This is a genomic window from Candidatus Poribacteria bacterium (assembly GCA_026702755.1).
In the GTDB taxonomy this organism is placed as follows: Bacteria; Poribacteria; WGA-4E; order WGA-4E; family WGA-3G; genus WGA-3G.
The window spans coordinates 19,099-33,967 of sequence record JAPPBX010000049.1 but is presented as its reverse complement, the minus strand read 5'-3'; the positions used below and the strand labels follow the sequence as shown (position 1 = coordinate 33,967).

The 14,869-nt window shown below is 48.1% G+C and carries 9 protein-coding genes; 2 read left to right on the top strand and 7 right to left on the bottom strand.

Annotated features, from left to right (window positions below; genetic code table 11):
• Nucleotides 1–13: 13 nt before the first annotated feature.
• The 3 genes from OXH39_09215 to OXH39_09205 all read right to left on the bottom strand — a co-directional run bounded on the left by OXH39_09215 (nt 14) and on the right by OXH39_09205 (nt 6,378).
• Complete coding sequence (locus OXH39_09215; GenBank protein MCY3550627.1) at nt 14–2,632, bottom strand: zinc-dependent metalloprotease; 2,619 nt, start codon at nt 2,630–2,632, stop codon at nt 14–16.
• A 226-nt stretch (nt 2,633–2,858) separates the two neighbouring features.
• A complete protein-coding gene (locus OXH39_09210) occupies nt 2,859–5,474 on the bottom strand; it encodes a zinc-dependent metalloprotease (protein ID MCY3550626.1) in 2,616 nt (871 codons plus the stop codon).
• Nucleotides 5,475–5,622: 148 nt separating this feature from the next.
• Entirely contained in the window at nt 5,623–6,378 is a 756-nt protein-coding gene (locus tag OXH39_09205; protein ID MCY3550625.1) for a phytanoyl-CoA dioxygenase family protein, read from the bottom strand.
• Between the two features lie 380 nt (nt 6,379–6,758).
• Between OXH39_09205 and OXH39_09200 the strand changes: the two genes are divergently transcribed.
• On the top strand, nt 6,759–7,508 hold the full coding sequence (locus OXH39_09200) for a peptidase E (protein ID MCY3550624.1): 750 nt from the start codon (nt 6,759–6,761) through the stop codon (nt 7,506–7,508).
• 181 nt (nt 7,509–7,689) lie between these two features.
• The gene (locus OXH39_09195) at nt 7,690–8,697 is read left to right on the top strand and encodes a zinc-binding dehydrogenase (GenBank protein ID MCY3550623.1); all 1,008 of its coding nucleotides are present in this window, start codon (nt 7,690–7,692) and stop codon (nt 8,695–8,697) included.
• 28 nt (nt 8,698–8,725) lie between these two features.
• Here OXH39_09195 and OXH39_09190 read toward each other — a convergent pair whose 3' ends face one another.
• From OXH39_09190 to OXH39_09175, 4 genes are all read right to left on the bottom strand, one after another.
• Nucleotides 8,726–10,075, bottom strand: coding sequence for an NAD(P)-dependent oxidoreductase (locus OXH39_09190; GenBank protein ID MCY3550622.1), 1,350 nt, complete (start codon nt 10,073–10,075; stop codon nt 8,726–8,728).
• Between the two features lie 40 nt (nt 10,076–10,115).
• Nucleotides 10,116–10,682 (bottom strand): GNAT family N-acetyltransferase, encoded by a 567-nt coding sequence (locus OXH39_09185; protein MCY3550621.1) that lies wholly within the window; start codon nt 10,680–10,682, stop codon nt 10,116–10,118.
• 756 nt (nt 10,683–11,438) lie between these two features.
• Nucleotides 11,439–11,927: a hypothetical protein gene (locus OXH39_09180; protein ID MCY3550620.1), complete on the bottom strand. Its 489-nt coding sequence runs from the start codon at nt 11,925–11,927 to the stop codon at nt 11,439–11,441.
• A gap of 283 nt (nt 11,928–12,210) precedes the next feature.
• Nucleotides 12,211–14,364, bottom strand: coding sequence for a DUF5916 domain-containing protein (locus tag OXH39_09175; GenBank protein MCY3550619.1), 2,154 nt, complete (start codon nt 14,362–14,364; stop codon nt 12,211–12,213).
• Nucleotides 14,365–14,869 lie beyond the last annotated feature (505 nt).

Sequence of the window (14,869 nt, the reverse complement as noted above, 5' to 3'; positions counted from 1 at the left end):
TTGTAAATTCGGTCTAACGTTTCTGAACTTGAAAACTTGCATCCAACGCCTTCGCGACGCGAACTTGCGACTCTTTGAGGTGCGCCAGACTATAATCATCGAGTCTCCCTTGGGCATTCTGAAGCACACCTTGTATCTGCGTGTTGATTTCTTCGAGATGTAGGCGTGCGAGGGATCGCGCATCTTCGGGGGTGCCACTGTCGGCATCCAACACCAGTTTGATAAGCTGCTTGAGGTGTTCCCGCTGCAGCCCGCGCCGGAAACTGGAAATGAAAGCATCGGTATTCGACCACTGCTTTTCGCCGACATTCCGATCGAGTTCTACCCAGACCGCGTCCGTGATACCTGAAAAGAGTTCAGGCAGTGTGAACACATCTTCACCTTTGGGAAACTTCAATTCTGTGTCCTGAATCCGCGCGAGAACATTCGGATAAAGCAGCCGTTCCAAGATAAAGGTTTGATTCCATAGGATGACCTGATGCACGGGGTAGTCCAAACGTGTGGAACCACCGCTACTTGATCCCCAATCGCTCCAACGCGTGACAGCGAGGCTGTTAAGTAGATCGGGTGGAAAATCGAAGGCACTGTCGGAAAGGGCGTATTCTTTCAGGAATTGGAGTGCTTCGCGTTGTTTCGCCGCCGGAACTGGCACGAAGGGTAAACGTCCATTTTCATCGCCGCGGTGATCGCGATGGTGATACTGCCCGCCGATATAGCGACTTGCGAGATACATCGCACTCTCATGTTCATAGAGTAGGGTCTCGAAGGCTCGCCGGACACGTTGATAGCCCATCCCCTCTTTTATAACCTTGTCCGCAATTTTCTCCCAAAGTTTAACGATGATCTCGCGCCGTTGTTTGGCGAACTCAAATGGGTCGGCACCCAGATCCCAAAGATTTACCAGCGGATCCAGATTACGGTATTGATAGCCGTAAACATCTTCATCTGTGCCGTAAGTGAGTTCCGGTGCTGCGACACGGGAAGCGATTTTACCCAACGCTTCCAATTCATCTTCAGGTTTGCTTGCGTCGATCGGTTTATAGGCATACTCGATCACCCAGTCATCCCAAGGACCGACTGTCGGTGAAAAGAAATGTCCTTGCTTTTCGCCTTCGGGAGCGATATTCACGGCTTCGTATTCCATGACGGAACCGTAGAGGGGTTCGTCTTTTTTCGTGTTCAGTTCTTCAAGGGAGAGTATTGTACTCGCTTTAAAGTTGTGACGTAACCCTAACGTATGTCCTACTTCATGCATCACCAATAATTTCATTGCTTCCCCGACATAAACTTCTGATGGTTCACCGCCTTCATCTGTCAAACCACGCGCCTGCAACACACTCGCCATGAGGTTCATCTGATGTGCCAAGCCGGATGACATCTGACACCGAAAGTGTGAAGTGTGATCCATCGGATGATCGCGTTCATACGCCAGTTTATCAAAGAAGGTTCTGTGATCTTGCTGCCAGTATCTGATCCAACCGTCACCCAAAAGGATATCGGCATCCAAGATCTCGCCTGTGAGTGGATTCACGCGGGATGGACCATACCCAAAAGTTGCACCGACAATCCAACGGATCGTATTATAGCGTGCGTCTTCGGGATCCCAATCTTCATAATCTTGTTGAATGCGTGCCTCAATTGCATCGACAAAGCCTGCCTTTTCAAACGCCTTGTTCCATTCGAGAATCCCTTGTCGGATGTAGGGACGGTAGCGGTGTGGCACCGTTTTCTCGATGTAAAAGATAATCGGTTTTTTCGGCGGTGAAAGTTTCGCTTTTTTGTCTGCCTTCTCCAGATGCCATCGCTGGACATAGCGGGTGAAGGGGGCATCACTGGTTTGAAGTGAATAGTCTTTGATCGCTGTCATAAAGTGCCCAAGCCGGTCGTCAGCCAACCGAGGACGATAGTTGTTTTCTGGGAGTTTCGCGAGGCTGTAATGCAGCGTCAACTGAATCCCACGACTATCGGGGACAGCCTCTATGTAGCGTGTTGATGTGTAGACGGCTTTGACTTTCAACTCGACATTCTTTGGGAACGCCTTGATTTTTCCCCAAGTGCTACGCGTTTTGTCGAAAGCACCACCAATATAGCGTGCCAAGGGGGGTAGATCGGAGATGAAAACGGGTGAAATGTTTACCAAAAGGCTTTTCCGTTGTGCATGGATACTTTCAATCTTGAGAGAAAATAGCACAGAGTCACTATAACCATACGCAACGGCTTGTGCGGTCGGTGTCCCTTTATCAGCGCGGAAACGGGTGTTTTTTCGCACGAGATGCACATTGTCGCCGACACGTCGCCAAGCAAGCAGCCACTGATCCCAGATCTCCCCTGCGGCGAGGAAGTTGTTCCCCATACCGCCTGAAATCGTAATCAAAAATAAAAAAGGCTGGTTCAGTTGTGCGGGTTGTATCTCGCAATAGAGGTTCTCTTTCTTCTGGTAGAGTTTGAAAAAGCCTTGGTAGCTTTTGCTGTCTTCAGTTACCTTTGCGAAATCTTGGAACTCTTTTTTTGTTTTTTTAGGTGTTTCCTGTGTTGCGGGTTTTGCGGGTTGTGCTGCTTCCTGAGCAGCTACCGAAAGGCAATAACTACATATTAGCGTTAAACAGATCCAAAAAGTGAATAGAGGTCGCACTATTTTTTCTCCTGATTTTGGGTGCAGCTGACAAGCGAAAACTTACTGAGGTTGGCGGGGTTTGATGAAGTTTAAATAAATATTTCGGTAATATCCTTGAGGAAAATGATTGTAGGGGCAGGTCTTGTGCCTGCCCCTACATTACCAAATTAAATTCTTAATCTTCATCAACCCCGCCAGAAAGTAGTTGGGTTTTATGAAAATCCTGACCGAAACGTACAAGCACTTAACGCTTCTGGACTTGGAAACTGGCATCCAACGCCTTCGCGACTCGGACTTGCGATTCTTGGAGGTGTGCCAAGCTATAGTCGTCAAGTCTCCCTTGGGCATTCTGAAGCACGCCTTGTATCCGAGTATTGATTTGTCCGAGATGATGTCGAGCAAGCGACCTTGCATCCTCAGGCGTTCCACTATCCGCATCCAGTATCAATTTGATGAGTTGCTTCAAGTGTTCACGTTGCAACGCGCGCCGGAAACTGGAGATGAATGCATCCGTATTCGACCACTGCTTTTCTCCGACATTCCGATCCAGTTCTGTCCAAACCGCATCCGTAATACCTGAGAAGAGTTCTGGTAGTGTAAACGCGTCTTCACCCTCAGGAAACTTCAACTCTGTGTCCTGAACGCGGGCAAGCACATTCGGATAGAGCAAGCGTCCCAAAATGCGGGTCTGATTGCGTAGGATGACAGTATGCACCGGATAATCCAAACGTGTAGACCCCCCGGTCCCGGAGCCCCAGTCGCTCCAACGTGTGACAGCGAGACTGTTGAGTAAATCAGGAGGAAAATCGAAGGCTTTGTCCGAGAGCGCATGTTCTTTGAGGAACTCAAGTGCCTCGCGTTGTTTCGCCGCCGGAACAGGCACGAAGGGTAAACGTCCATTCTCATCGCCACGATGATCGCGATGGTGATACTGCCCGCCGATATAACGGCTTGCAAGGTACATGGAATAACCGTGTTCACCAAGCAGGGACCCGAAGGCACGCCTGACACGCTGATAACCCATCCCTTCTTTTGCAACTTTGTCAGCAATCTTGTCCCAGAGTTCAACGACAATCTCGCGACGTTGTTTGGCAAAATCGAGCGGATCCGAACCGAGGTCCCACCGATTAACCAGCGGGTCCAAATCCCTATATTGATATGAGGACGCATCGCCGTCTGTGCCGTACGTCAGTCCTGGTGTTGCGACACGGGAAGCGATCTTGCCCAACTCCTTTAGTTCACCTTCAGGGTTACTCGCATTGATCGATTTATAGGCATACTCGATCACCCAGTAGTCCCAGGGCCCAATTGTTGTTGTATAGTAATCGCCCTGTTTTTTACCTTCAGGGGCAATGTTCACAGCGTCGTATTCCATTACGGAGCCGAGGAGTGCTTCATCGCTTTTCTTGTTCAAGTCATCAAGCGAATGTATCGTACTCGCTTTAAAGTTGTGACGCAACCCCAACGTATGTCCAACTTCGTGCATCGTCAGTGCTTTAAGTGCCTGACCGATAAACGCTTCCGGCAATTCGCCGTCTTCACCGACCACACCCCGCGCCTGCAGAACGCTCGCCATGAACCCCATCTGGCGTGCCAATCCGGATGCCATCTGACAATGGAACCGTGAGGAGTGATCCATCGGGTGGTCCCGTTCATGATCGAGTTCATCAAAGTACGTCGAATACTCCCGCTGCCAGGATCTGATGAAGCCGTCGCTGATAAGGATATCGGCATCCAATATCTGACCCGTCAATGGATTCACGCGGGACGGACCAATAGCGAAACCCGCATCAACAACCCAACGAATCGTGTTATACCGTGCGTCTTCCGGGTCCCAATCCTCATAATCTTGTTGGATCCGTGCTTCTATTGCGTCAACAAATCCTGCTTTTTCAAACGCCTTGTTCCATTCCAGGATCCCTTGACGAATGTACGGACGGAAACGATGTGGTACTGTTTTCTCAATATAGAAAATGATTGGATCCATTGGTGGCGAAAGTTTCGCCTTTTTGTCCGCTTTCTCTAAATGCCATCTATTGACGTAACGAATATACGGCGCATCGCTGGTTTGAAGCGAGTAGTCCTTGACGGTTGTCATGAAATGTCCGACCCGGTCATCAGCAAGCCGCGGGCGGTAGTTGTTTGATGGAAGTTCAGCGAGACTATAGTGCAACGTCAACTGGATACCGCGACTGTCAGGAACCGTTGTTATATAGCTGTTCGATGCGTATACCGCTTCAACTCTCAATTCAACGTTCTTCGGGAATGCTTTGATTTTTCCCCAAGTGCTACGCGTTTTGTCAAAACGGGCACCTCCGCCAATACTACCTGCTAACGGTGGTAGGTCAGACATAAAGACAGGCGAAATATTCACCAATAGACTGCCTCGTTGTGGGTGTATACTTTCAATCTTGAGAGAGAAGAGCACAGAATCGCTGTAGCTGTAGTCAACGGATTGTGCGGTCGGTGTCCCTTTATCAGCGCGGAAACGTACGTTTTTTCGCACGAGGTGCACCTTGTCGCCGACACGCCGCCAGACGAGCAGCCACTCTTCCATCGTCATTCCAGAAATAAGGCGACCTCGCGCTAAACCGCGTGAAAGACTAATCATGCACAGAAAAGGTTTGTCTAATTGTGAGGGTTGTATTTCACAATAGAGATTCTCTTTTTTTTCGTATAGTTTGAAAAAACCTTGGTAGCTTTTGCTGTCTTCAGTAATTTTTGAAAAATCTTCAAACTCTTTTTTCTTTTTTGCGGGTGCTGCTTGTGCCGCGGGTTGTGCTGCTTCCTGCGCAGAAACTGATAGGCAATAACCACTTATTAGGGTTAAACAGATCCAAAATGTCAGTAGATATCGCATTATCTCTTCTCCTTATTTCATTTCGTTGTCTTTTTCCGTTTGGAGACATTCAAGCGTTGCCAATTGCCAAGGCGTTAGTCATTAAAGATAGCACACAAGTTGTGGAATGTCAATTCTCAATTTCTTTTTTTAAATTGCGACTCCGACTTTACTGATAATGAATCCGCCGACTGCCGTCAAATGAAATGCGAGGCCAATCCCGTTCCCAGTTTTCCGAGGCATAAGGGATATAGTGGCATGCCAATGCGTGCCTACGCGTGCCGGGTTTTAAAACTTTCGCACCACCATGAATCAGTTTCCCGTCAAACAGAACCACATCTCCCGGATTTACCATGACCTCGACTGCGTCTTTACCATTTTCGCGAAAGACTTGTTTGACCGCGGGAAAATAACGATTATGCTGCTGCAGCTCGTACGTCTCTCCCGGTTGCAATGTCATAGGCACATCGCTCTTTGTAATCAACCTGCCTCTGTGTGAACCGGGCTGGACTATCAGCGGTCCGTTGTCTTCATCGACACGAACCATCGCAATCCATGCTGACATACAATCCGGTAGATAGTACTGATCTTGATGCAACGGATGCTCGGACCCTTCAAAAAAATGCATCGATTGAACCCCTTCCGGTTCGCCGCCAAAACAGTCCGATAGCGGTTTATGCAAGCGGGAGTCAATAAGTAAATCCAATACGCGCGGGTCGTAGAGATGCTGATTGAAGGTCCTTGCGCCGTATTTATCCTGTTGAAAAAAACCTTCAAGGTGCTTACGTCCCGCGTGAAGGTCTTCTATATGTTCAACGAAGGTCTCGCACTCTTCGGGCGCAAGGACACTTTCAAGGATGAGATACCCGTTTTCCTCGTAGGACGTTTTTTGCGCAGGTGTCAAACCTGTCTGTTCAGATGCCATCACGTTCCTCCTTAAGACGTTAGGGACACTTTTATGCGTTTCCCTTTTCATTTTACCACAATTATTTGGTGAAAATGTAGTTAAATTTCTAAATGTACTTGATAGTTTTTCTCGAAGTTGTTAGTGTTAACGTGAGGTCAACTTAAAGTTTTAGGAACCCGACGCGATGTATCATGCTACTGCAGATTTGATCGTGGATGAATTCTCCCACTCCAGCGGAGTGCTTTTAATCAATGTGAGTTTGATAAATGTAGCACAAACTTTCCAGTTTGCGCCAAATATACCATACACTCAAAGTTTGTGCTACGATTCTTGCCTTTGGCGTGCGCAAATCGAGTTTGCAACACAACCGAAATGTTAATGAAATAAAAGGACGATTTATGAAAGCAGTACCGAAAATTGTTGCAATTGGTGGCGGAGAAATTAGAGAATTGGAAACCGCTGCGATTGACAAACGCATTGTTGAATTGACCGGTAAGACACGACCGAAGGCACTCTTCATTCCAACCGCCAGCAGCGACGCGCCTGGATACATTGATACTTTTGAAAAGGTTTACGGTGAACATCTTGGATGCCAGACGCGCACGCTCAAACTCATTCAAAATCCACCTTCGTTTGATGAAATGTCCACGTTGGTCTTGGATTCGGACCTCGTCTATGTTGGGGGTGGGAACACCTACAAGATGATGAAGTTATGGCGAAGATTGGGATTAGATACCGTATTGGCGGAGGCTGCGTCCCGCGGCACCGTTCTATCGGGTCTCAGTGCCGGCGCGATCTGCTGGTTTAGATACGGACATAGCGATTCCAGTTCTTTCTACAGCAACGCCGACTGGGACTATATCCGTGTCAGGGGACTCGGATTCATCAACGCAGTCTACTGTCCGCATTATCACGTCGAGAAACGAGAAGCCTCCTTCTCACAGATGATCGCAAAACGGGGTGGTATCGGAATCGCTTGTGATAATAACGCAGCGATTGAGATCGTTGGGGAAAACTACCGTATCCTCACCTCTGCACCTGATGGAAGGGCATACAAGTTCTTCAAGCGTAGCGGAAACGCTGTTATTACGGAATTATCTCAAAACAGCGAGTATACGCCTTTAGCCGATCTTTTAAGGCGAGGATAACGCTATAATTTTGTCTTCAATGCTCCCATCAATTTACCTTGATAGATTTCATCACGTATGCTATGGTATTAACACATTTTAGGAAGGAGGAGAACCTTTTCTCTTCGCGATGCAAGCCTCGTAAACCTTTGTCGAGGATGCGGAGAGTCTCGGTTTTATACGCTTTATGCAGGTTGCAGCAATGTTCGGTGATCAAAAAGGGGGCGTCGTTGAAAAACCGGATCCCCGCGCTGGTGGAGATATCGCCGTCGTCAAAATCCATGCCGTCCCGATGTGTACGGAATATAAAGGGTTCATACATGGGGGCACCGGTGAAGGTTTTGGTCACGAAGCCGCTGGCGAAGTTGTGGAAGTCGCACAACCCGGCCGCGTCAAAGTAGGGGACCGCGTCGTTGTTCAACCACAGAACACCTGTGGTAAATGTCAGATGTGTGTCATTGGTGAGCACATCCACTGTATGGGAGGCAGTCGTCCAAGTATCCGGGATCTCGTCGGAGAAGACGTGGCTTCGGCAACTTATGCACAGTATATGCACAAAATGGAGGATATGTTATGTCCGATTCCAGAGGGTGTCAGTTATGAACACGCTGGGATGGCATGCTGTGGACTCGGACCGACGTTCGGTGCCATGGAGCAGATGCAGGTCAATTCATTGGATACAGTCATGGTAACTGGGTTAGGTCCCGTCGGACTTGGCGGTATTATCAATGCTCACTATCGCGGTGCGCGTGTCATTGGTGTAGAGAGTCATCCGTATCGTGCTGAACTCGCGAGAAAGTTGGGCGCAGAGGTCGTCTTGGACCCGACTAACGAAGATATTCTCGATCAAATTCGGGATTTAACGGACGGTGTCGGGATTGACAAGGCAGTGGACTGCTCAGGAGCATCAGCAGCGCACCGGTTGATGGTAGACGCAGCCCGCAGAAAGGGACAAGTCACATTCGTTGGGGAAGGCGGCGAATTTCCGCTCGCAGCAAGCCGAGACATGATTCGGAAGGGCTTAGTCCTACGTGGGAATTGGCACTACAACCTTGGTGTCTATCCAAAATTAATGAAGGTAATCCAAGATTCACCTGAAACTTTGGACACATTTATCACACACACCTTCCCGATGCGTGACGTACAGGAGGCGTGGGAATTGCAGGCGACCGGTGAGTGCGGTAAAGTCGTGCTGCATCCGTGGGCATAACCTATCGGAACGTTTCACGGACCGCTTGTCAAACAGTTGCGTCTTGGAGGCGGCGAAGTTTAAGCACGAAAGAGTCCTCATCTAACGTTACCATATCATAAGAGATCGCTTCCCCTTGAGAAGCATCGCATTTTAATTTCGCGTTGTCCGCTAAACCGAGGGGAAGTAGATTTTCAGCACGTGAAATTTCCGCTTTTTCAATCAGTCCGTTAACGGTATACCCTCCGCTTCCGTCGAGGACCTCTCCCGCTTTCAGGTCGCGTTTAGCAACGGTGATAACGTCAGCCACGGGTGTCGAGAGTGGTGTGCCTGTCGGTTGCCCATAGAGTGCGGCTTTCGCGATTGAAATCGGTGCTTCAACAGCCACGAGGTGATAGGGACGGTAGAGAAGATAGTTATTGTCATTACCCCCCGGATGCAGGTTGTAACTGGCGAGGTCTTCTTGGGTGAATGGGTGATCCGTCCGAATAACGACGAATACCCCCATCCGAAGTGGATTGTCCAGCATCGTCTTGCCATCCGTGGTAATACTATTTGCGAGTTCAACAACACCGTGGCGACTCAGAATACCGCCTTCTTCTTTTAAGCTGAAGACCTCCGCGATGTCCGCAATGTCTACGGAGGGTTCGTGCATGCCGCGCACATCCGGCGGTAGTCCTGCCATGTTCGCCAAGGAGGTCATCTCGATCTGTGCCTTCGATCCATCTCGGAACGAATTGAACATCTTGAAGTTAATCGTGCGTCGCTCAATCAATTCTTCACTAAATCCGAACCGTTGTGGAACGGTATCTGGTATTCCGGCACGGTCATCATCATAGAACACCGTACCGCGTCCCGCAGCAACGATCTCAAAACCGAGCGTTTTTGCCCACTCAACCATATTCATCGTCACACCGGGTTGGTCGCCATCGACGAGCGTATACACGACACCAGCATTGTCCGCTAAGCGTCTGAGGAAAGGACCGACGGTGACATCCGTTTCAACGTTAACCATCACCAGATGCTTCCGATGCATGAGCGTATGGTAAGCCATTCGCGCACCGACTTCTGGAATGCCAGTCGCTTCCACAACTACATCAATCAGGTCAGACTGAATAACGTGCATCCCGTCTTCGGTAACTGCGCGTTTACCGCTACGGATGGCATCGTTCATCGCGTTCACATTTCGTGCCTGCAGGATTGCATCGGATGGGACATTGCTGGCAGTATAAGCGTTTGTAGCGTGTTCCAGATTGATGTCTGCAATCGCACTTGCTACCATCCCTTGCATCTGTGAAAGCTGCGCGACCAGCCCTGCACCAAATTTTCCCGCACCGATGATCCCGACACGGATCGGGTTGTTCTCTGCCGCACGCTGCGCGAGTTGTGTGCTGAACATCGGAAACTCCTTTGATTTAGGATTCTATTCGAGCACCACTTCAGTTAATTTTCTCATATTCTGCGCGTGTGATCTCATAGTCCAACATCTTCCCGCCGTCCGCTTCTCGTGAAACACTTAGTCCAAGCGACCGCCACAACGCTTGTGAACGGACATTGTCCACCGGAACGTCCACCGGACAGAACCGATCTATTTCCAGTTTTTCAAACGCATGCGCCATCAAGCATCGCACGACCTCTTTCCCGTAGCCTTTGCCCCACAAGCTCTTGTCCCAAATCGCGATGGGTAGACGCATTATTTTTTCTCCAGCAATTTTCGCCCGTTCCAAGTTCATCCATTGCAGACATACCTCGCCAATAGCTCGTCCACTCGACTTTTCTACAATTGCAAACAGAAATCCGCTATCCCTCATGAATTTACCTGCTTTTTTGAGATACTCCTTTGTCACAGGTTCGTCAGGCGGAGATTCCTCAATCGCGTTTAGAAATTCGGGATCTCTGTAGAAAGGAACAGCAATATCAAAATCGGCATCCTTAAAAGGGCGGAGTTTCAGACGTTCAGTCTCCAAGTGAACATTGTGGCATGCAAAGTTATCTGGTTCTATCATCTTTACCAATTTCCTTTTGAATTTTGAAAGTGTGTTTTGTTTCATACCCACAATTAGAGTCGAATTAAATGCGAAATATCAAAACTGATATGCCCCCATGTAAATTTAAAAAAAGGTGAAATCCACTTGCATAATACGACATAAATGGGGTATTCGGTTTCATTGAGTGTTCTTTATAGTAAAATCCGAAAATATGTTACAGTTCGTCAGGGAACAAACTCCTCGCCGCCGCTCGCGAGGATTGTATCCTCGCCCTTGTGTTGGTGTATAAATAATTACGCGCAATAAGTCGTTTTGGACTTAAGAATTGTCGTTATATGATTTCTCTGTTTTTATATATTTCCCAAACATCTGCTTTAACTCACTGGGGTCCGATATAAATGCCTCATAGGTACGCTGTGTAAACGCACCATAACTGTCAATTTTAGAGCAAATGACCGTTGTAGTCTCAGATCCGGTAGGCACTGTTTTGCGGCGTACACGCCCAAATGCGACCTGCATTCTAACTGCGCCGGGTTTTAGCCATGAACTTTGTACACGCCAGAAACCCTCTTCAGTCCCGTAGGGACGAAATGTTTATAGCAGCGTGTGGACCAAAAAATCTAAGCCCTGTAGGGGCGGCATTTGTAAAGACGGGCCTATAAAATACAGCGAAAAATCCCTAAATAGACACCTATGGTACGCTGTATAAACGCACTTACCGAGCAAAAAACGAGCAATGGCACCGCCACTGCATTAGCTGCCTCAGCCTCAGCCTCAGCCGCCGCCCGATGTCTGCACCGGTTCGGTGGTATCTGGTTCTGGCGGTGGCACAGTGCTATCCGGGTCTCCGTAGCAGAGCGCAAAACCGCCCTTACCGAACCAGGAACCCAGCGTTAGGTGGTAATTATCAATGTCGTTGTGGGACAAAAAACCTGCCCGCTTGGTGTGGTCGTGCCGCGTAAAGAAATAGTGGCGATCTCCCTCCCATCGCAGCTCGCCGTTCATCGAAACGCGATAGTAGGTATTCGGTAGCGGATCCGTATCTTCAGGCGTAACATACTCAAGCGGTATCTCAAGAGCCTCGATGAAATCCTCCAGTGAACCGCCTTCTCGATAATAGGCGAGGATGTCATTCCAGTCAGCAAGCCGAACGCCTTCACCCAATTGTGCCTTACATTCAGCTTTAAGGTCACCTGTCTCGTCCAAATTGTGGGCAATGACGTGGAAGTTTTGGTAACTCGCTGCAATTTGTTGTTTTCGCATGGGTCGAACTCCTTTTTCTTGATTGTTGTTTGATGAAATCCTTACCAAAAACGAAACACTCTATTTTATACTTATTTAGGACTTACGCATTTCCTCTTAAAGTCCCTGCCCCCCTGATAAGGGGGGATATGGGGGGTTGGGGGATTTAGGGGGTTTAAATACGTTACCGATTTTTTGCGTCTGAATGTCCGATATTTTCTCAATTTACGTAGGTCTTGTTATTATTATACCCGATCCGCGTAAAAAATGAACAGAGAATCTGTGTTTAACGTAATGCGCTCACTTATAGACTAAACAGGTAAGTAAACTTACTCAACACTGTCCATTCGTGTGCGTGGAAACCGTCCGATGTATCCCATCCCTGATCGTACACGAGGTAAAAATCGCTTCCGGGACGGTAGATGTAATTGAGCAAAAAATTCGCGCTTGCCCGTTCCGCGCTGTCGTTCCACTGTGTGTACAGTTTCGTAAAGAACCGTGTGTTTAACGCATAACTAATCCTCGCGCCAACAACGTTTGTTGTCAACAAATCAATTTCGGGCAATTGAATCCAGTTACGTTGATAACGGGTTTCGATGGCGAGTTGATAAGTTATGCGCCACTGACTATCAATACTGAACCCCACGCGGTTACCGTGAAAGTAGTCCCCATACTCTACACGGCCGAATACAGCAAACGGTCTGCTGCTCTCGGTGAACCCTCTTAGCGAAACCTGATTCATCTCGTAATCGCCAGCGGGAATCTCAGCATCATTGATACTAAAAGATTCATCGACACGGTCAAAAAACCGTCGGAAATCAAGATTCAGCCCGTCGTCTGAATACCGAATCATATCCGCGCTGATCCCGAAGTCCCAACCGATAGGAGTGTTATCGTGATCCAGTAGGTAACCACCGGAGAGACCTGCACCGACATCCCGTATACCATACCGACTGACTTGGACTTCGTAATTCGTATTCAACATGAGCGACCGAATGTCCCGCCGATGCATGAATCCCATTTCACTCGTAAATTGGGGACCGATGTCGAGGTAAGAAGCGTTGACGCGGAAATGCTTGTTGCGCCAGTCATTTGAGAGATACCAAGCGAGATCGCGTTCTTCTGGATCTGGCGACCAACTCCCGACGCTCATTGCACGCATCCGCCACTGATCGTGTGGTCTGAAAAACAGGTCTATCCCACCGTTGCGATGATAGTCGCTACCCAAATCGCTCTGTCGGTTCGTGAGGATAAAGCCGACGGTTGAATCGCTGAGAATATCACGCTGCATTCTTAGCACAGAGAAGTTCGTCATCGGTGATTCCTCTGAGGCAGCAGTCGTCATATTGAGCGCGCCTACACTGTATGCTCCGACCTTTCCTGTTAGTTTACCACCACCGAGAAGTCGAACCTGTTTGTCGTCTTCGATACCGATGCGGCGGCTATAAAAAACCGATAAAGGTGGCGGACCGAAATCTCCGATCCCTGCGCCAAAGGCGAACAGTCCGCTACCCTCAAGAAAAAAATCACGCCGCTCTGGAAAATAAAGACTAAACCGTGTAAGGTTAACCTCCTCTTGGTCCGCCTCTACCTGTGCAAAATCGGTATTCAGTGTCAAATCCAGTGTCAGGTTCGAGGTAACACCGTATTTCATGTCCAATCCAATGTCGCCTTCGGTAGTACGCTGCCAATTTTCATCATCAGGATTCCGTCCCAAACCGCCGAGAAGATACGGTTTTACATTAAAATACGATGGCGACGCAATACCGTGAAGCCCGGTTAGTTTGCCTTGATATATTGGATGGTATGTCCCGGGCCAACTCTGACTTCGCGGCACCTGAATCCACTGCGTCGTTTGATTAAGCCTCGCAATATTGCGTCCGAAATTTACACCCCAAACCATCGAATCGTCTTTTTTGAACCGTAACTGATTAAAGGGAATCGCGATTTCAACTGTCCATCCTTTTTCATGTTGCCGTCCAGCGGCTTCCCAGATACAGTCCCAACTCCCATTCAGGTTTTCACCACCATCAGTGACGGCGGTGTCTGACAGCGCGCCGAGCGCATTCGTCCGAAAAAAGAAGCATTGTCGTTTATCGCCGTAGGTGTCAAGCATAATATAAACGTTATCATTTTGCCAGAGTCTCCCATCGCGGCGCATTTCGTTCGCAACGATTTTTTCAGGTTCCGAGTCGTAGCACTCAAACCCGATGTAAAGTTTTTCAGCGTCATACAGCATGCGAACTTCTGTGCGTTCAGTAGTTGGTTGCCCTTCATCGGGAGATTGTTGTGTAAAGTCGTCGATGACTTGTGTCTCTATCCAAGGTTCCTCGTTGAGGTGTCCATTGATTTCGATTGTTTCTTGGGTGAACAGTGGTTTGATTTCTTTGATGGCTTCGGCATTTAGATTCATCGCAGCGATCACCGCGAATATCAAAAGGACGGCTCTGTAACGCATCTTTTCTCCTCTTTTAAGGATTTTAAATAATTGGTCCGCATGCATCATTTCACTACGTTGTTGTTTAAAAAAGAAAACACCCTCACCGAAATCTCGTTTTGTGCCGTTCAGTGATGGGCGTTATATTGTGTAATTCGGAAACGTTTATCTATAACTCATAAGCCCACCCCTGCGCGACACATGGAAGTGCCAATCAGCACGACACCAAGACCGATGAACGTGCAGAGACAATTTTCATATATCAATGTGGTAAGCAATTGATAAAACATCTGATAAACCTGTTTAGAATCTATATATGTTAAGTATTTTAACATATTTTAGGGATGGATGTCAAATTTTTATCATCCGTATTGACACTTAATTTTCCCATTTTTAGTCGAATAAGCACTACTAAAAATCCTTTCTAAACTCTCTGAGAACATTTAACCTTCTGTTCTCTGAAAAATTCATATTTCTTTCAAGTTAAGTTTGTTCTATACTCCCACGCTTTTGTAGGAGGGGTTTT